Source organism: Microbacterium sp. SLBN-154 (genome assembly GCF_006715565.1).
Lineage (GTDB): Bacteria > Actinomycetota > Actinomycetes > Actinomycetales > Microbacteriaceae > Microbacterium.
On record NZ_VFNL01000001.1, the window covers coordinates 2,716,406 to 2,735,274 of the forward strand.

15 protein-coding genes are annotated in these 18,869 nt (G+C 63.5%); 10 read left to right on the forward strand and 5 right to left on the reverse strand.

Annotation, left to right across the window (positions count from 1 at the left end; translation table 11 throughout):
• The first annotated feature begins 57 nt into the window (after positions 1–57).
• The 7 genes from FBY40_RS13170 (at position 58) to FBY40_RS13200 (ending at position 9,578) form a co-directional block, all read left to right on the forward strand.
• On the forward strand, positions 58–1,557 hold the full coding sequence (locus FBY40_RS13170) for a type I restriction-modification system subunit M (protein WP_141939266.1): 1,500 nt from the start codon (positions 58–60) through the stop codon (positions 1,555–1,557).
• The gene (locus FBY40_RS13175; protein WP_141939267.1) at positions 1,554–3,047 is read left to right on the forward strand and encodes a type I restriction-modification system subunit M; all 1,494 of its coding nucleotides are present in this window, start codon (positions 1,554–1,556) and stop codon (positions 3,045–3,047) included. Before FBY40_RS13170 ends, FBY40_RS13175 begins: the two co-directional genes overlap by 4 nt.
• A complete protein-coding gene (locus tag FBY40_RS13180) occupies positions 3,044–4,210 on the forward strand; it encodes a hypothetical protein (RefSeq protein WP_141939268.1) in 1,167 nt (388 codons plus the stop codon). Before FBY40_RS13175 ends, FBY40_RS13180 begins: the two co-directional genes overlap by 4 nt.
• A complete protein-coding gene (locus FBY40_RS13185; RefSeq protein WP_141939269.1) occupies positions 4,210–7,143 on the forward strand; it encodes a type I restriction endonuclease subunit R in 2,934 nt (977 codons plus the stop codon). Before FBY40_RS13180 ends, FBY40_RS13185 begins: the two co-directional genes overlap by 1 nt.
• 88 nt (positions 7,144–7,231) lie before the next feature.
• Positions 7,232–8,065, forward strand: coding sequence for a hypothetical protein (locus tag FBY40_RS13190; protein WP_141939270.1), 834 nt, complete (start codon positions 7,232–7,234; stop codon positions 8,063–8,065).
• Positions 8,066–8,190: 125 nt separating this feature from the next.
• Positions 8,191–9,108, forward strand: a complete 918-nt coding sequence (locus tag FBY40_RS13195) for a reverse transcriptase family protein (RefSeq protein WP_268815545.1) — start codon at positions 8,191–8,193, stop codon at positions 9,106–9,108.
• A gap of 110 nt (positions 9,109–9,218) precedes the next feature.
• Positions 9,219–9,578 carry a hypothetical protein gene (locus FBY40_RS13200; protein ID WP_141939272.1) on the forward strand — a complete coding sequence of 120 codons (360 nt, stop codon included), beginning with the start codon at positions 9,219–9,221 and terminating at the stop codon, positions 9,576–9,578.
• 454 nt (positions 9,579–10,032) lie between these two features.
• Here FBY40_RS13200 and FBY40_RS13205 read toward each other — a convergent pair whose 3' ends face one another.
• The 3 genes from FBY40_RS13205 to FBY40_RS13215 form a co-directional block, all read right to left on the reverse strand.
• Positions 10,033–13,143 carry a DEAD/DEAH box helicase gene (locus tag FBY40_RS13205; protein WP_141939273.1) on the reverse strand — a complete coding sequence of 1,037 codons (3,111 nt, stop codon included), beginning with the start codon at positions 13,141–13,143 and terminating at the stop codon, positions 10,033–10,035.
• Complete coding sequence (locus FBY40_RS13210; protein ID WP_141939274.1) at positions 13,140–13,958, reverse strand: hypothetical protein; 819 nt, start codon at positions 13,956–13,958, stop codon at positions 13,140–13,142. Before FBY40_RS13210 ends, FBY40_RS13205 begins: the two co-directional genes overlap by 4 nt.
• A gap of 264 nt (positions 13,959–14,222) precedes the next feature.
• On the reverse strand, positions 14,223–14,402 hold the full coding sequence (locus tag FBY40_RS13215; protein WP_235014884.1) for a helix-turn-helix domain-containing protein: 180 nt from the start codon (positions 14,400–14,402) through the stop codon (positions 14,223–14,225).
• 115 nt (positions 14,403–14,517) lie between these two features.
• Between FBY40_RS13215 and FBY40_RS13220 the strand changes: the two genes are divergently transcribed.
• On the forward strand, positions 14,518–15,132 hold the full coding sequence (locus FBY40_RS13220) for a hypothetical protein (protein ID WP_141939275.1): 615 nt from the start codon (positions 14,518–14,520) through the stop codon (positions 15,130–15,132).
• A 735-nt stretch (positions 15,133–15,867) separates the two neighbouring features.
• Positions 15,868–16,083 (forward strand): hypothetical protein, encoded by a 216-nt coding sequence (locus tag FBY40_RS13225; RefSeq protein ID WP_141939276.1) that lies wholly within the window; start codon positions 15,868–15,870, stop codon positions 16,081–16,083.
• A gap of 20 nt (positions 16,084–16,103) precedes the next feature.
• Here the strand turns inward: FBY40_RS13225 and istB are convergent, their stop codons facing one another.
• Positions 16,104–16,892: an IS21-like element helper ATPase IstB gene (gene istB, locus FBY40_RS13230; RefSeq protein WP_141939277.1), complete on the reverse strand. Its 789-nt coding sequence runs from the start codon at positions 16,890–16,892 to the stop codon at positions 16,104–16,106.
• A complete protein-coding gene (gene istA / locus FBY40_RS13235) occupies positions 16,892–18,097 on the reverse strand; it encodes an IS21 family transposase (RefSeq protein ID WP_141939278.1) in 1,206 nt (401 codons plus the stop codon). Before istA ends, istB begins: the two co-directional genes overlap by 1 nt.
• Before the next feature lie 190 nt (positions 18,098–18,287).
• Here istA and FBY40_RS13240 point away from each other — a divergent pair, with 190 nt between their 5' ends.
• The gene (locus FBY40_RS13240; protein WP_327437046.1) at positions 18,288–18,746 is read left to right on the forward strand and encodes a hypothetical protein; all 459 of its coding nucleotides are present in this window, start codon (positions 18,288–18,290) and stop codon (positions 18,744–18,746) included.
• Positions 18,747–18,869: the final 123 nt, after the last annotated feature.

Consider the following 18,869-nt stretch of genomic DNA (forward strand, 5'->3'; position numbering starts at 1 on the left):
TGCTGACGGCCGTGCGGCACGGACTCACGCTTGCCCCACTCCGAAAGGATCCACTAGATGACCGCAAAGGTCACGCTTCCCGAGCTGGAGCAGTACCTCGCCCGAGCGGCCGACCTTCTCCGCGGGAGCATTGACCAGGCCGACTTCAAGGCCTACATCTTTCCGTTGATGTTCTTCAAGCGGATCAGCGACGTCTACCGCGAAGAGTTCGAGCAGGCGCTCGAAGAGTCCGGCGGCGACCACGAGTTCGCGGCGTTCGCCGAGAATCACCGCTTCGCGATCCCCGACGGAAACTTGTGGGCAGATGTCCGTAAGAAGACCGAAAACATTGGCACCGCCCTGCAGACGGCGTTCCGCGAGATCGAGAAGGCGAACCCCGAAACCCTGTACGGCATCTTCGGCAATGCGAACTGGACGAATAAGGACAAACTGCCCGACCGCAAGCTCGCCGACCTCATCGAGCATTTCTCGACGAAGACGCTGAGTAACGCGAACGTCGGGCCGGATGTGTTTGGCAACGCGTACGAGTACCTCATCAAGCGGTTCGCCGACCAGTCCAACAAGAAGGCTGGCGAGTACTACACGCCGCGCTCTGTGGTTCGTCTGCTCGTGAACATCCTTGATCCCCAAGAGGGGGAGAGCGTCTATGACCCCGCTTGCGGTACGGGAGGCATGCTCATCGAAGTCATCGAGCACGTAAAGGAAGCCGGCGGCAGCCCGAAGACGCTCTGGGGCAAGCTTTACGGCCAGGAGAAGGTGCTCGCGACATCGGCGATTGCGCGCATGAACCTGCTCTTGCACGGCGTCGAGGACTTCAAAGTAGTTCGCGAAGACACCCTGCGCCGTCCCGCGTTCTACAGGGGCAGCCGGCTCGCACGGTTTGACAATGTCGTAGCCAACCCGCCGTTCTCGCTGAAGGCGTGGGGCGACGTCGAGTGGGCCAGCGACCCGTGGGGAAGGAACCAACTCGGCGGAGTCCCGCCGAAGGGCTACGCGGACTGGGCGTGGGTGCAGCACATGCTCACATCGGCCGACCCGAACACCGGCCGGGTCGCGGTCGTGCTGCCACATGGTGCGCTGTTCCGGCCGGGCGCCGAGGCCCGCATCCGCACGCACGTACTCAAGGCAAAGAAGGTCGAAGCCGTGATCGGTCTCGCACCGAACCTGTTCTATGGCACGGGTCTCGCGGCCTGCGTGTTGATCCTGCGCCACCAGCGGCCCGCCGATCAAGCGAGCAAGGTGCTATTCATCAACGGTGAAGATCTGATGAAGAAAGGTCGCAACCAAAACACCCTCGAGCCTGAGCATGCGAAGGCGCTGTTCGACGCGTACCGCGGATTTGCGGATGTCGAAGGTCGCGCACACGTTGCGGATCTCGCCGAGGTCGAGGGCAACGACTTCAACCTGAACATCCCGCTGTACGTGGCACCCGCCGACACCGGCGAGAGAATCACCCTGGTCGACGCCCTCGCGAACCTCGAAGCGGCGCACGAGCGTGCGAGGCAGAGCCGAGTGGCCCTCGAAGCGGAGCTCGCGAAGTGGGGGTTGAGCGCGTGACCGCCCGAATCAGCCAGCGCGAGCTGGAGAACTACCTGTGGGGCGCCGCCGTCATTCTGCGCGGACTCATCGACGCCGGCGACTACAAGCAGTACATATTTCCACTGGTGTTCCTCAAGCGCATCTCGGATGTCTACGACGAAGAGCACGCGGCGGCGCTCGACACCTATGGCGATGAAGAGCTCGCCGACCTCCCCGAGAACCATCGCTTCGCGATTCCGACCGGATGCCACTGGCGCGACGTTCGCGAGGTGACCGACAACATCGGCTCGACCGTGCTGCGAGCCATGCGGGCGATCGAGTCCGCCAACCCTGACACGCTGCCCGGGGTGTTCGGCGATGGGGACTGGGGAAACAAGAACCTGCTGCCGGACTCGACGCTCGCCGACCTGATCGAGCACTTCTCGACGCAGACGCTGTCGATCGCGAACTTGCCGGAGGACGAGCTCGGCAACGGGTACGAATACCTCATCAAGAAGTTCGCCGACGACTCGGGCCACACCGCGCAGGAGTTCTACACGAACCGCACTCTCGTGCACCTGATGACCCTGATGCTCGAGCCCCAGCCGGGGGAGTCGGTCTACGACCCGACGTGCGGCACCGGCGGAATGCTCATCTCGACGGCAGCCGAGGTGAAGCGCCAGGGTAAGGAGTGGCGCAACCTCAAGCTGTACGGCCAAGAGCTCAACTATGGGACCTCGGCCATCGCCCGCATGAACCTCTTCTTGCACGGCATCGCCGACGGGCAGATCGTGCACGGCGACACGCTCGCTCGGCCCGCCTTCCTCGACTCAAAGGGCGGGCTGCGCACGTTCGACGTCGTGCTCGCGAACCCGCCGTACTCCATCAAGGCATGGAATCGGGATGCCTTCGCCAAAGACCCGTACGGCCGCAATCTGTGGGGAGTACCGCCGCAGGGTCGCGCTGACTACGCGTTCTTCCAGCACATCGCCAAGAGCCTCGACCCCGAGACCGGTCGCGCCGCCATTCTCTTTCCACACGGCGTGCTCTTCCGCCGCGAAGAGGCCGCGCTCCGCGAAGCCCTCGTCAAGTCCGACCTGATCGAATGCGTGCTCGGGCTCGGCGCGGGTCTCTTCTATAACTCGCCGATGGAGGCCGTCGTCATCACGCTCCGCGCCACCAAGCCCGCTGCGCACCGCGGCAAGATGCTGTTCATCAACGCTGTCAACGAGGTCGCGCGCGAGCAGGCACAGTCGTTTCTGCGCACCTCACATCAGACGAAGATCCTCGACGCGTACCGAGGTCTTGCTGACGTTCCGCAGTTCGCGGCGGTTGCCACCCTCGGCGAGATCGCCGATAAGGGCTACAGCCTTGCGATCCCGCTGTACGTCGCTGGCGCGAAAGCCGCCGATGCGGAAGAGCAGATTGACGTGGCCGACGCGCTCGCGAGCTGGCGGCAGGCGGCGGATGCCTCGGAGGATGCAATCTCCGGTGTGCTCGCGCTGCTTCGTGCGGAGGTGAATGCATGAGTCTCAGCCTCGACAAATCCAACTGGCAGCGGGTCACGCTCGGGCATGTTGTGCGGAACGTCAATGAGACGGTGAAGGATGCCGCAGCCGGCGGCATCGACCGGGTCATCGCGATGGAGCACCTGGATCCGGGCGAACTCAAGATCTCCCGCTGGGGCGGCGTCGCCGACGGAACCACGTTCACTCGCCGCGTACGACCGGGCCAGACGCTGTTCGGCAAGCGCCGCGCCTACCAGCGCAAGGTCGCTTGCGCTGAGTTCGACGCCGTCTGCTCTGGCGACATCTACACGTTCGAAGCGGACGAAACTCGGGTGCTCGGCGAGTTCCTGCCGTTCCTGGTACAGTCCGAGCCGTTCTTCGATCACGCGCTGGGCACCTCCGCTGGGTCGCTGTCGCCGCGCACCAACTGGCGCGACCTTGCCAACTTCGTATTCGAACTCCCGCCGCTCCAAGAGCAGAAACGCATGGCTGACCTGCTCTGGGCTATTGAGGTGTCGAGGGAGTCTGTTGCGGAGCTCGCTTCAGAACTGACCTCGACTTCGATGCGGGAGTTTGAGTCCATTGCTGTGTCCGCACCACAGACTCGCCTGTCCGCATGGGTCGAGAGAATTGATGCCGGTAGGAGCCCGCGGGCAGCCGCAGAACCAGCCGGACAGGGCGAGTTCGGCGTGCTTAAGGTCAGCGCGGTGGGCCGTGATGTCTTCGTTCCGACCGAGAACAAGCGGCTGCTGGACCCTGCGGACTTTCGCCCAGGCGACATCGTCCGTCGGGGCGACGTCCTTGTCACGCGCGCGAATGCTGTCGTGGACAACGTCGCGCGCCCCTGCCTCGTAGCTCGGGACTTCCCGAACCTTATGCTCAGCGACAAGACGTTGCGGCTAGTCCCGCGAGCTCAACACCCAGGTCGGGTTCTCTTGGCGGCACTCACGTCTGCCCCCTACAGGGCGTACGTCCGAGAGGCCGTCAACGGGACGGAGGCGAAGAACATCTCGCAGGCGAAGATCCTCGCCGGCCCAGTGCCGGACTTGAGCGGGACAGCCATCGCACAACTCGACGCCACTTTGCTGTCGTTCGATGCCGGACTGGCATCGGTGGAGTCGGAACTCGACGCGCTGGACGCACTCAAGCGGTCGACTCTCGCAGAGATCTTCGGGGGCAACTGATGGGGCAGTTCAACGAGGCGAACACCGTCCGTGACTTCGTCCGCGATCTGATCGCGATGCCCGACATCCCGTTCATGCAGGGTCGTGAGCTGCCGCGACGCACAGATGAGGTACTGCTCGAGGGGCTCGTCACTACCGCGCTGATCAGGCTCAACCCCGAGATTGCTGCGGATCCCCGTAAGGCGGACGAGGTCGTGTACGCGCTGCGCGCGATCCTGATCTCGGCGCGGACCAGCCCGCATCCAGTGGTGGCGAACGAAGAGTTTATGGCATGGCTGACGGGTCAGAAGTCGATGCCGTTCGGTCCGAACGGCGAGCACACCACGGTGCGCCTTATCGACTTCGACCACCCGAACGATGACTCGTCGAATCAGTGGATCGTGTCAACCGAGGTCACGTTCCAGCTGGGTCGCCTGGGCAAGCGGTTCGACGTGGTGCTCTGGTGCAACGGCTTCCCACTCGTCGTGGGCGAGGCGAAGACGCCGATCCGTGCGGCGTACTCGTGGATCGACGCGGCCGCGCAAATCCACGACGACTATGAGGCGAGCGTTCCACAGTTCTTCGTGCCGAACGTGCTGTCGTTCGCAACCGAGGGCAAGGACTTCCGCTACGGCTCGGTCGGCATGCCGGTCGAGCTGTGGGGCCCGTGGCGCGAGGAGGCCGTTCCGAACGCGCCCGCGAAAATCAGCCTCGAGGTTGTCAAGGACGCAGTGAAAGGCGTGCTGGCACCAGCATCCGTTCTCGACTTCCTGAGGTTCTTCACCGTATTCGCGACCGATGCGAAGCACCGCAAGACCAAGGTAATCGCGCGATACCAGCAGTTCCAGGCGACGAACCTCATCGTGGAACGCGTTCTGCACGGGCGCGTCAAGCAGGGCCTAATCTGGCACTTCCAAGGGTCGGGCAAGTCACTGCTCATGGTCTTCTCAGCGCTCAAACTGCGCGCGACGGCCGCGCTAACGAATCCCACCATTCTGATCGTCGTCGACCGGATCGATCTCGACACCCAAATCACGGGCACGTTCAACGCGTCCGATGTGCCCGGTCTCGTCTCGACGGATTCCCGCAAGGGGCTGCAGACCCTCCTCAGCCAAGGCGCGCGCAAGATCATCATCACGACGATCCACAAGTTCGGCGAGATCGACGGCGTGCTCGACGACCGCCAGAACATCATCGCGATGGTCGACGAGGCCCACCGTTCGCAGGAGGGCGACTACGGACAACGGATGCGCGAGGCTCTGCCGAACGCGTTCCTGTTCGGTCTCACCGGCACACCCATCAACAAGCGCGATCACAACACGTTCATGTGGTTCGGATCGTCCGAGGACGAAGGCGGATATCTGTCGCGGTACTCGTTCCAGGATTCGATCCGCGACGGCGCCACCCTCCCACTCCATTTCGAGCCGCGGCTGAGCGAAATCCACCTCGACCAGGAGAGGATCGACGCCGCCTTCGAGGAACTGGCCTCGGAGCGCAACCTGACCGAGGGTGAGAAGATCACGCTCTCAAAGAAGGCGGCATCCATCGAGGTACTCATCAAGGCGCCGGATCGCATTCGGCAGATCGCCGATGACGTCGTCACGCACTTCAGGACGAAGGTCGAGCCAGAGGGATTCAAGGCCCAGCTGGTGGCCTACGACAAGGCATCCTGCGTCGCCTACAAGCACGCGCTCGACACGATGCTCCCGCATGAGGCATCCACCATCGTGATGTCCAAATCGCGCACCGATCCCGCCTCATGGGCCCGCTGGACCCCGGGGGCCGACGAACTCGAGCAGATCGTCGCGCGTTTCAACGATCCGGCCGATCCCCTGAAGATCATCATCGTCACTGCGAAGCTGCTCACCGGATTCGATGCGCCCATCCTGCAGGCGCAGTACCTCGACAAGCCGCTCAAGGAGCACACGCTGCTGCAGGCGATCACCCGCACGAACCGGGTGTACCCGCCGAGCAAGACGTACGGGCTGATCGTCGACTACCTCGGCATCTTCGACGACGTCGCCAAGTCCCTCGCGTTCGACGAGGCCGCCGTACAGCAGGTGATCACGAACATCGAGGAACTGAAAGCCGAACTGGCACCGGCGATGACAGCGGCGCTCTCATTCTTCCCTGGCGTTGATCGTACCGTCGGCGGCTACGAGGGTCTCATCCAGGCGCAGGCCGCGATCGCCGCCGATGGGGTCAAGGATGCATTCGGCTTGGCCTACAGCGTCGTGTCGCAGCTGTGGGAGGCGCTCAGCCCCGACCCGATGCTCAAGGAGTTCCGGGACGACTACAAGTGGCTCACCGATGTCTACGAGTCGGTCCGGCCGGCCGACATCACTGGGCGGTTGGTGTGGCACGCGCTGGGTGCGAAGACGATCGAGCTGATCAACGAGAGCATCCACGTTGAGGTCCCGCGGGGCGATGAAACAATCGTCCTCGACGCGCAGACGATCGAAGATCTGATGACTGGCAAGCGCAAGGATGTCTCACCCGCGGAGATCGAGAAGCAGATCACGGCGCGCATCGCTCGGCACCTCAACAACCCGGTCTTCATCGAACTCGGACAGCGTCTCAACGCGTTGCGTGAGAAGTACGCGGACATCCAGCAGTCCAGCCTCGATTTCCTCCGTGATCTCCTCGAGCTGGCGAAGGACACCGTCGCCGCGGAGAAAGCCGAGAACGAGATCCCGCGCGAAGAAAAGGGCAAGGCTGCGCTCACGGAGCTGTTCGAGGCTCTCAAAGGCGACGAGACGCCGATTATCGTGTCGAACGTCGTCGACCGGATCGATGAGGTTGTGCGGGCAGTCCGATTCGATGGGTGGCAGTCGACCATCGCCGGCGACCAGGAGGTGCGTAAGGCACTGCGGCAGACGCTTTATGTGCAGTTCAAGATTCGCGACACCGACGTGTTTGAAAAGGCGCTCGGATATGTGCGGGAGTACTACTGAAAACCCCTGCAGGCGCTGACAATAGGGGTAGCCGCGTGAGCTAGCCCGACCTGATCGGGCTGCCGCGACGCTTGGCTGAGGGAGGATTGTGACTGTCGTTCACCTGAAGCTCGACGAGTCTGTCGTCTCTGTCTGCCTGGCACATGAAGGCTGCAGCCAGATCGGCGGACCGCCGGCCGATGAGTGTGATCGACGCTGGATCTACGGGGTTGGTGGGGCGGTATATGAGTCGATCGACGGCCTGGCCAGCCTCCAAGATCGGTTGCACGGAGTGCGCCAGACGATTCTGGCGCGAACGGGGATTGAAGACGCTCCCCGAATGCTGGGCTTTATAGCACACGGATGGCACGCAACGAAGGACGGACCGGAGTTCGCGGATCCGCTGCTGACGGAGCTGGACAGAGGCGCGAGCTTCAAGGGTCATGTTCGCTACGTGGTTTCATCAGTCGAGCTGAGCGGCCCAACGAAAGAGCGGGTCTTCGATCTGCTGTTTGTTGCTCTGCTCCGAGTTGTCATGCTGCGGTACCGGGATTTCGAGCGCATCGACATCGTCTTCGAGGCAGATCAGAGTCCTCGTTCACGATACGCGGCAATCCTCGAACAAGCGCGGCCCATGGTCACGGTGGACGTGCGGGTCGAACCTAAGGGCGACTCGGCGCTCGCGATGGCCGACTACCTGCTCTACGCGACGCTCAAGTACCTGGCACGCGTTATGGAGCGGTGCCAATCCGAGACTTGTGACGTGGGTCATCGTCCGCCCACTGCAAACGAGGTCTCGTACAGCGCTGCGGGCGCGGTTGAGCTCTACGGTCATCTCAACGGAAGGGATTACGCGCTCCGTATGTATAAGGCCTTCGTACGCAGTATGTCCTCGATCATCGAGCTGCCAGGAGTGCTTGGCCAGGTGGGCGGGCATGAGTAACGTTAGAAGCGCCCTTCGGGGAAGACGATTCGGTTGCATTCAACCGTCGAAACGTCCGCTTCAAGCGGACGCTGGGCTACCGTAAACGGTGCGATGCCTCGCGAGAGGTGTCTGCCGTGGTATATATGCTTCCTCGGAGGGCACTCTTGATCTCGTGGGAGATATTCTCCGTTCGAATCCAACTGGCGGATCTACCTCCAAGGAGCGCGCCCGAGTGGGACGCCTGGGCCCGTAAGAACGAGCGCGTCGTATCCTTCAGGACGAAGCACAGGTGGAGGCAAGCGCGACGCGCCACGGGCCGGCTGGATTCAGCACACAAACAAGCCCGCGCCTTGCTTGCTGCGGGGTGGGCGCCGTCAGCAGCGGTACACGGATTCGTTCGCACGAAGAGCACTAAGTCGGCAGCCATGGTGCACTCGGGAGCGAGGGCTGCGCTGACACTGGATCTCGCGGACTTTTTCGGTCAGGTGACGTTCAACCGAGTCGTCGACAACCTCCGAATGCGCTTCGACGACCGCTCATGCGATTGGATCGAAGGCGCTTGCTTCCGCGACGGGGCGATCCCGCTCGGGTATCGCACGAGTCCGGCCCTCTCGAACCTCGCCTTTAGTCTCACAGACGATGAGATCGCTGATGTCGCTCGGCGGCATGGGGTTGCATACACGCGCTGGGTCGATGACCTGACGTTCTCTGGTGCGGGGGTCTCCGATCAGCTGCTCGCCGACGTACAGCGCACTCTTGCCGGTCAGGGCTGGGCGGTCAACGATCGCAAGACCAGATTCATGCGACGTTCGCCTTATGTTCTCGGACTTTACGTGGGTCACGATGTCGATCGACCTCGATTGCCTCGACGGATGAAGCAGCGGCTATTAGTCGAGACCTACCATTTCTCGCGACTCGGCTTTGAACACTTCTCGCACGAGGGCGTAATGTCACCAAGCCGACTGTTCGGTCGCGTCGCCTATGCGAGCGTGATTGAGCCGGAGCTCGCTGAGCTTCTCAACGAGCGAGTGGACGCCGGCCATCGAGTCGGGCGATCCTAGACGGCGTCGGCTACGCCTCAAAAATATGACCGATGCAATGCACGCAGGCACTTTCCGTGTGCACCTCACACCCCCTTGAAATGTCTGGGGTCCCGTGTAAACCATGTTGCTTGGTCAGAAGTCGGATCACAAAGGTAGATGAGCGTCGACGGGAGGCTTACCGCCGGCAGCGCGACGCCAACGACAAGGCCGCTGTCGCAGCGCGGGAGCGCGCCGCGCAGCTCCGCGAACTCGAGCGCGACGCAGAGTCTCGCCGGGAGCTCGAGACTGTATGGGGGAGTCAGCAGGCCGGTCTGTCCCGCCTTCGCGACATCTCCAAGCAGCTGGACAAGCTCCATCGCGCCGAGCGATCCCTGCTCGATGAACGAGATCGACTCGTCGACGCCCTACGCAGGAACAACGTCTCGTGGGCGATGCTCTCCTCGTGGTCAGGACTGAGTCGACAGGGGATGAGCAAGCGGACCTCGTGAGGCGTTCAACGCGGCCGTCGATATCGACGGCGCATCCCAGATCATGCTCGAGGGAAGTGTGCAGCCATTCGAGCGTGACCGCCTTGACATCAATCGGCACCGCGCGGGCATCCGAGATCCACTTCACGAGGAGCCTGAGCCACGCGACGACGAGACGACGTACGAGAACCCTTTCCAGTGATCCTCGTTGCGATGGTCAGCGGAAACCATCGCGTCGCTTTGGCCGGGTTCTCGAGCGTCGCCGACAGCGTTACCCGCTCACGGGCGAGAATGAGTTCCCGGGGCGTGACGCTGTCGATTGGAGCCTGAACTAACTTCCAGCGCCCGGCGCGAGTCCCCGCGCATGGCCAGCTCGCGGCGGTCCAATTCGGATTGGCGCCCAAGTGGACGGGGCGAGTAATCACGCACGCGAGCGGGGAGCTTCATGCGCACAGGTGGGACGGCGATTAGCCCCTTACTCTGTTGACGGCGACGACCCGGTTAGCGATCGCCAGATGAGTGCTGCCTCGTCACCTGACATGGCGCCCTGCGGCGTGGCATCTCGCCAGACCTCCGGACTCAGTCGCGATATCCACTCACGCAACTCAGCGAACGAGTTGGGTACCTCACGCTCCTGAGCCCAGGATTCGCCAAGTGAGTGCGCGAGCCTTCGCGGCACGCCACCCATTCGCATCAGAACGGCTTGCCACGAAGACACGCCGTAGAACACGAACGAGGGAATGTGTGCAGCGTCTGTCTCCGTCGCGTCGGCCGGAAGTAAGAGCTTCTGCATAGCGCCGATGCCCCAAGGGATCTGTCCAACCAATTTTCCGTGGACGTATGCGCTCGCATCTCTCAGTCGTTTGCTGGGGCTTGCGTTGCCGTACGTGAACCAGCGATCGGCGATCTGCGTCATATCTGCCCCGGAGACCCAATCACGGGTTACACCGGCGACCACTGCGGGGTCGAAAGACGCCGGCGAGTCGCTGAGTCCCAATTTGAGTTCCGGAACGCCTCCGAGGAGGGTGATTACGTCTGCCAAAGGCTTCGGGTCATTGTGGAAGAGGTTCTCTCGGGACCAAAACTCGCTCGCACGAAACTCCGGAAACTCGGCCGCAGTCTGTCCGTACACGAGTCGGGCGGACGCCAGACTGAAGCCAGTGCCATCCGCAAGGGCAAGGAAGCCGCGGTCCTCCTTCTCGATTGAACGTACGTAGCCTCGAGCAAGGGAGAGCAGCGCGTCCGGAAGGCCGCTTGCCGCATCTGACGCCTGGTGGAAGACGAGACTCGACCTCAGGACGTCCTCGATCTCTGAGGCAGTCTGATCAGCACCCCCAACTCTCGCGACATGAGTTAGGTACTGAAGGAACACCGCAAGATCCGGGTTCTGACGCGTGAAAGCAAGGTTGAATGTGGAGGAGGCGTCACCCAGCGCCGCAGTCGCATCGAGAAGGGCACTAGCTACTGCGGCAGCTTCGCCGCGGAGAAAGTCTGCGACCTCCTCTCGGTCAGACCTCGTCACGCATGGGAACGCTACTAACCCGAGGGGATCACGCATCGCCCGGCCAGCTCGCCCAGCGATATTCCAGAACTCGGAATAGGTGAGATCCTTCCAGGGCTGTCCGTAGCCCTGCGTCCGGGTTAAGGTCTCCACGATGACGCTGCTGATTGGGAAGTTGAGGCCCTGCGCAAGTGTGGTCGTCCCTACGACAACGTCGACGTGCCCGCCATCGATCAGCGCCTCGATCAGGTAGCGCAGATCATGCGAGAGCCCCGCGTGATGATAGGCAACACCCCGTTCGAGAAGTCGGGGCAGGAGATGGTCGGCACCCAGCTCATCGCCTGCGAAGTGGATCACTGCCTGGTGGAACGGGGCCAGCCCTGTCCGTGCTTCGCGGTGTGAGGCGATTTCCTCGGCTCGTGTTTCCGATGTCCCCTTCCCGCGTGCCAATACGAGCACGCCACCGCGGCCGCTCAGCGACCCGACGAGTTCAACAGTTGTCGCAGCTTTCGAGCTGATACGCGTGGTGCTGGGCTTCCCAACGAACGCAGTGCGCCCGGACTCGACATCAACGTTGCCGGCACTCGCGACCGTAGTCAGGTTGAGTCTGTAGTCCTTCCCTCGTGGTTTGACCCAATGTCCAGTCACCGCGATGCGTTCGCTTGGCCGCCAGTCAATGGCAATGGTTGACTCGGTGCCGTCTCCCAGCCATGAGGCAAGCTGATCGGCGTTCGGCACGAAAGGCGTCAGAAGTAGAAACCGCGTTTCCGCGCGCTCGCGCTTGAGGAGACCAAGAAGAAGTTCCAGCCGCGCGCCTCGTACGCCGTCCGCAATGTTGTGAGCCTCGTCGACGACCACAAGCGATATCTCGCTGGCGGTGGGATGTTGCGCTTTGATGAGCAGGTCGAGCTTCTCCGGAGTGCTCACGAGGATGTCGACTTTGCTCCTTAGCAAAGAATCTTCCGTCGGGTCGAGCTCAAACACTGGGACTGCTGCTTCTACGACGAGATTGAGCGGCGCGAAGTCCTGGCGCAGCCTCTGCGTGATTTGGTTGACGAGTGCTCGCGTGGGCACCACATACACGACCGTTGAGTCGGGATTGAGTGCGTGCGCTTGGATTATCGAGAACTCTGCGATGAGTGTCTTGCCCGCCGACGTCGGCATCTCGACGACAACAGCTCGTCGAGCCGGATCCAAGAGGTGTGAATCGATGGCTGCTCGCTGACTTGGCCAGAGCTCGAGCAAAGGGTTCGGCCTCTCGGGAGAGGCGACAGAGCCAACGAAGTCACGAAGCGCCTTGCCCAGCCGCGTCGTCCCGGTCCAGATGCTGGTCTGTATCATCCGACCAGCCGCGGCCTGAATGAGATCTCCTAGAACTCCGAATATCGCGTCCGGTGCGAATCGACCAAGCTCGTTGCGGTTCCCCGCATGACGTTCGAACTGAACCTGCACATTGGCGGGCTGTCCTGAGGCTGTGAACGTCGCGGTGAGATCGACAATCTTCGCGAGATTGAAACCCGACACGAGTTGCAAAGCCTCGGCAGCACCCACCGTCGATGCTTCGCTTGTTGCCTCGCTCGCCCGCTGATGCTCTTGCCGAAGCAGCGAGATCTCTTCCGCGGCTGCGCGGATGTCTTCCCAGCCGCCTGACCGACGCACCAGCAGGACGAAAGCGCGAACCGTTCGCACGAGTAGGCGACGACTGAGGACGTCCGACTCGGCTACCAGCTGTTCAACCGGCGGCACCAGGTAGTCACGGAGAAGCATCAACACCTCCGCGCTACGGTTCGCGAGCACACCATCAGCGGCTAGCGAAGCGGCGGCGAGAAGTCCGTCCAAGCCGCTTGCGAGCGGCCGGTCACGCCGAAGAATAAAAGCACGGGTAAATAGGCTTACGCGCTCGCCAACGTCCTGAGCCGCAAGACCCAGGCTCTCTACTACGGCCGCCACCACCTGACTTGCTTCGGACTCGACCGCAATGCCGACCTCGTCTGCGAGCGCTCGTGCAAGCAAGTACTCCTCGCGCGCATCCTGGACGACGTCTTCGACGCCCTCATCGACCAGCAGCTGGGTGAAGGCTGTCATGCTGCCTGCTCCGCTGCTCGGGCGTACACGACCGCCGCGAAGTCCTCAAGCGTACCTGGTAACCGAATGACAGCGAACCTGATTGGCGACTGTCCGAACTCTTTTGAGGGATTAGCAAAGTTGCCGAAGTCGCTCGGCTTGTATGTGCCGGCGGCTCGCACGAGAACCGGAGCGACGGTCGGGGTTGGCGCTTTTGACAGGCCGTGCAGGAGGAGCGCACGGGCCGTTGCCTCTCTTGCCTCTGACTTCGCGTGCTTGAGGGCCCAGTGCAACTCACCCAGAACCGACTCTCGGTTGTTGAGTCTTCGCAAAGTCTCCGCATGCATGCTATCTCTTGCGGTGTGGACGACCGCCGGCGGGCTTGACGTTGAGGAAGACGCCTTGACCTCGGTGAGGACGACGGCCGAGTTCGGCGTGAGACCAAGAACATCCAGACCGCGTGATGGAAGTCCCGAGACTTCCTTGTTCCGGATCCGAGATGACGGAACGCTGAAGTTGTGGATCTGTTCGAGCACATATAGTGCGAGAACCTCAGCGACCTCGTTGCGCGGCACTTGGAGATGCTTCGGCACCTTGCTTTGCGGGTCGACCTGCGGGATCACAGCGATCGCGACCTCGTCGATGACCTTCGCGATGGCTGACTCATCGCATACGCTGTCCAGTCCTTTGGCCGCCTCCACCAGTGCGCTGCTAAGAGCGAGGTCATCAACATAGAGATCGCGAACGATTGACGCAAGCTCATCGACAAGGTTGTCATCGCTGGTGAGGTCGTAGCACGCGTACGTGTGTTCCCCGTTCACGGAGTTCTCAAGCAATGTGAATTCGATGATGACTGATCCTCCGACCCCGCCCGCCCAACCAGTCCAAGACGGTTGCCACCCGTCGCCGCTGGCAGATTATCAGGACGGGCAGACACGCGGAGACGACGCGCAGAGGCGGATGGCCTGCGGCTAGCGGAGCGATTGGGTTAGGCGGACGCGTTCCGTCCTCGCATGTCGGCAGCCGAAGTTTGCTCATCGCAACTGGTCCTGGTCTTGGGCCTACTTGGCCGCGCTGGGCCAGGATTGCTGAGCCGGTCGTCACGCGTCGACGCCAAAGGCACGCAGCAGGCCGGCGCGCGGGATCATCCGGCGTGGGCCGAGCTGGACCGTGGGGATGGTCCCGCTCTCGATGCCGAGCTTGATCGTGCGGTAGTCGACGCCGACGAGCTTGGCGGCATCCTTCATGGTCAGAGCGAGCGAGTTCGCGGACCTGTTCATAGCCTTCTCCTTTCCGTGAGCAATGCGTGACATCGCTTGCGCACACCGTACTCCTTTCGTGAGCAATGCGCGACATCAATTGCTCACGGCTTCGAAATCGTGGGACACTCGCCACATGGACGATCTTGTCGTCGAAGATGTCGACCCCGAACGCATCCTCGTCGGAGACGGGGTGCGCATGCCCACGCGATGGGATGCCCTCGTGACGGACGAGCCGAACTCGGTCGGTGCCATCCGCGTGCGCGTCGTCTACGACCAGCAGTTGCGACGGTCGGTCGCCGCATCCGTCCGAGTGGATCGATCGGGGGAGGGTGACGAGGTGACCGCGGCAGCGCTGCGCGACGTGAGCGTGCTGCAGATCGTCCAGCGGTCCGCGCTACGAGTCGTCACGGTGCAGCGCGATGAGGGGGAGCCGCTCTCTCTGACCGACTATCTCGCTGAGGTGCGGGCTCGCGCCTCGGATCGCGAGTTTGGTGAGACCGTCCTAGAGGCGGTGCGGCTGTACCGGATCGCGACGACCGTGAACATCGCGCCGCTCAAGCTCGTGTCGGACCAGCTCGGTGTCAGCGTCAGCACTGCGACGCGCATGATGGCGCGGGCGCGCGGGGCCGGGCTCGCGGAAGACCTCATCACCCGTGAGACCTACAACCGGATGCGGGCGGAGGACGAGGCGCAGTCCCGCCCGCACCAGACGCCCAGCCACCCGTCCGGCCCGTCGATCGGGCGCTGACCGCAACTCGGCGCAGAAAATCAGCGTCTGAGCACTATGCCCTCCAAAGTCCGACATGCCGAACAGAACGCTCATAGACACGTTCTTGGGTTAGCGCCCAATAATCATTTGCCCGCATCGTCGCCCGGCATGCCCTCGAACGCCGCTCCATGGCTGAGATTCTTGCCCGCAATTTGCCCGCATTCCATTCGCCGTTGGCTGTTTTCGGACGTAGCTCGATGTCGTCCCGTTCCCCAAAATCTGCGTAATTCCGCGCAACTTGCCGCTCGACGCTGGTATGCAAAATGCTCAAAACGTGTTCGAGTCCCTCCAGGGGCCTCCTTGACGATGCCCCACGTCATGCCTGCAGAGTCGCCGGAGCAGCCGTAAACGGAGCGGCGAACGCGCCCGGCGTCGCATTCGCCAGGAGGCTGTGGGGCCCGGAGCAACCGGTCGGACATGACGGTCACGTGCCGCCGCTACGCGAAGAACTGCTTGACGGAGCTGAAGTTACGGCCCCGGGTGACTAGACGCCCGACAACGCCGAACACTGCTCGCCTAACCGCTCCGAGTCCGATGAGTGGAAACCACGCCGTGATGCTCCCGACCAGAAGCTCAAGGAGCACCCGATGAGGGGGCCGAACCGGGCGCCCGAAGCTGCACCCCGACCCTCCCGGACATGTATCGCCGATCGTCCACGTTGGGTTCGAGGCCGCACGCGCCGGCGCGTCGCCCGGTAGCTCATAGAATCTCGCCATGACGCAGCCGATCGACGATACGAACGACCGTCGCATGCTGCTCCGATACGCCGGGCGTTGCAGGCTGTGCGGCGCCACGCTGATCGCGGGGACGGACGCGATCTATGAGCGCAAGGGGCGGACAGTGCGGTGCGTTGAGTGCGTTCCGGCAGTCGCGTTGCTGCCGGTGTCGACGACGCTTGAGAACCAGGCCAAAACGACGGGCGAAAACTAGGCCACCGATTCGTCGTTTGGTCAGTCTGCCGGATCTTGCGTCTTGATGCTGGGAAGGCTGTCGATCCCTCTTCCGCGGAGCCGGTAGCTGGCGCCCTTCAACGTGAGGACGTCGGCGTGGTGGACGATGCGGTCGATCATCGCCGCGGCGACGGCTTGGTCTCCGAAGACCCCGCCCCAGCCGGAGAACGGCAGGTTCGAGGTGAGGATTAGCGAGGCGTGTTCGTAGCGGCTGGAGACCAGTTGGAAGAAGAGGTTGGCGGCGTCTTGCTCGAACGGGAGGTAGCCGACTTCGTCGACGATGATCAACCCGTAGCGGCGGAGGCGGGCGAGCTCACGGGGCAGGTTCCCTTGCCGGTGGGCATCGGTGAGGCGGGTGACCCAGTCCGTTGCGGTCGCGAACAACACCCGGTGCCCGTGTCTCGCGGCGACGATTCCGAGCGCTGTCGCCAGATGCGTCTTCCCGGTTCCGGGCGGACCGAGGAGGACGACGTTCTGCGCCTCGAGGAGGAATCCTCCGGATGCGAGCCCGGCGATCTGCTGACGAGCGGTCGGTCGGGCGTCCCAGTCGAAGTCTTCGAGCGTCTTCCTGGCGGGGAACCCGGCGGCTTTGATTCGCAGTTCCGCGCCGGACGCGTTCCGGGCGGAGACCTCACGTTCGAGAACGGCGGCGAGGTAGTCCTCGAACGACCAGCCCGCGTCTCGCGCCTGGTCAGCCATCCGACTCGCGGCTTCAGTGATCCGTGGTGCCTTGAGCGCGCCGGCGAGATAGGTGATCTGCTTGACCGTGTCGGTCTGCTTGGCGACCATCAGGCGACGCCTTCGATCCCGAACGCGCGGTCGTAGTCCGCGAGATCCCTCGTGAGGTCGTGCCCGACAACGGCAGGGCGGGGCTGCTGAAACTGCTGCCGCAACCGTCGCGCCGTCTCGACATGCGTCGGGTCGGTGACGATGCTCCCTCGCGCCCAGACGCGGGCGTGGTCGGCGACGATCCGACCGTCCAGTCGCACCCGCACTCGGTCGAGGTCGGCGGTGACGTCCACGAGCCGGCCGATGGCTTGCGGGTCGACGGAGTAGTCCGAGGCGTCGAGGCGGACGTAGTAATCCCGCCCCAGGCGGATCCGCTCTCGCCAACCGAGCTGCAGCGGGATCGGGGGCAGCGGCAGCATGCGGGACCGGTCGTGCTCGATGAGATCGATCGGGCGGGCCTTGATGGTCCGCACGACCCTGGTGTTGGCGTTCTCAAGCCAGTCGGAGAGTTGCGCGTTGAAGTCCGCCGGTGAGCTGAAGGTGCGGCCGGGCATGAACGAGGTCTCGAACCAGCCGTTACGGCGCTCCACGATGCCCTTGGACTCCGGGTCATAGGGGCGCAGCTGCACGACCTTCGTCGCGAGCGTTCCCGCAAAAGCAGCGACGCCTTGGGCGAGCCGACCTTTCTGGCCGATGCCGGGCTCGTTGTCCCAGATCAGCCTGCGCGGGACACGACCGAGTTGCTGGATCAGGTCCCACGACCCGAGCAGCAGATCCTCCGTCTTCCGCGTCGGGATCATCCGGGCCGTCACGAACCGCGAATGCGCCGCGACGATGGCGAGAACTGGCAACAGCGCGCTCCTGCCGTCCTCGAGCGGGATCTTCCGCGGCGGGAACCAGAGATCACACTGCGCCGCATCCCCGGCCGCCCACGACAACCGATCCGCCGGGTCGACTGGGCGATGCTCCGGCCGCAACCGGCGCACGTTCTCCCGGAACCAGGTGATCGACCCGGACCACTCGACACGCTCCGCGATCACCGTCGCCGGCATCGACGGATGCTCCGCCAACAGCGCTCTGACCCGCGCCTCGAACGGCGAGAACGACGTCGGCTGCGACGGCCGCTCATACTTCGGCGGCCGGTCAGACCTGACGGCAGCCGCGACCGTGTCCCGCGCGATTCCGAGATCCCTGGCCACCTGCCGCTGCGGAACACCGTCCGCGACAAGCCGCCTGATCAACGCCCAATCTTCCAAGGAGATCACCCACCCAATCTGGTCTGGGTGGCCTAGTTTTCAAGCGTCGTATTGGCCGGGATCTGGAGCGTCGTCGACACGTCCGCGCGACGCCGCGAAGATCTACACCCTGCTGACGATCATCACCGATGAGACCCCCGAGAAGGCGCGGGCCAAGCACGCCGACTTCCTGCAGTACGCCAGCCCCGAGGGCGCCCTGGTGTTCATGTCGGGGTGGATGGGCGTCGACCTGTCGGAGTACGACCTCGACGACCCGATCGGCAACGTCAAGAGCAACGCCATCCAGTCAACGGTGTCGAACTTCCAGGCCGCGAACGACGAGGGCGAGGAATGGGTCGTCCGCGACATCGGCCGTCACAGCGCGATCGGGGGCCTCGGCCCGCTCATCGTGGGCGGGCCCGAGGAGATCGCCGACGAGCTGCAGGCGTGGGTCGACGAGACCGACGTCGACGGGTTCAACCTCGCGTACGCGATCACCCCCGGCACGTTCGAAGACATCGTCACCTGGGTCATCCCCGAGCTGCGGCGCCGGGGCGTCTACCCCGAGGCGTACGAGCCCGGCACCCTGCGACAGAAGCTGCACGGGCGCGGCGACCGCCTTCCGAGCGACCACCACGGATCGCGCTACACCGTCGGGCAGGCCCTCCCCGTCGGGTAGCGTCGCGGTATCGGACAGGATGCCACGGCTGCCGCGCAGCACCCGCAGAATCGTCACCTCGGTGGCGGGCTTGGGGTTGCGCCGCGGCCCCCGGCGAGCTCGGGCGCGTCGATCGTCACGGCT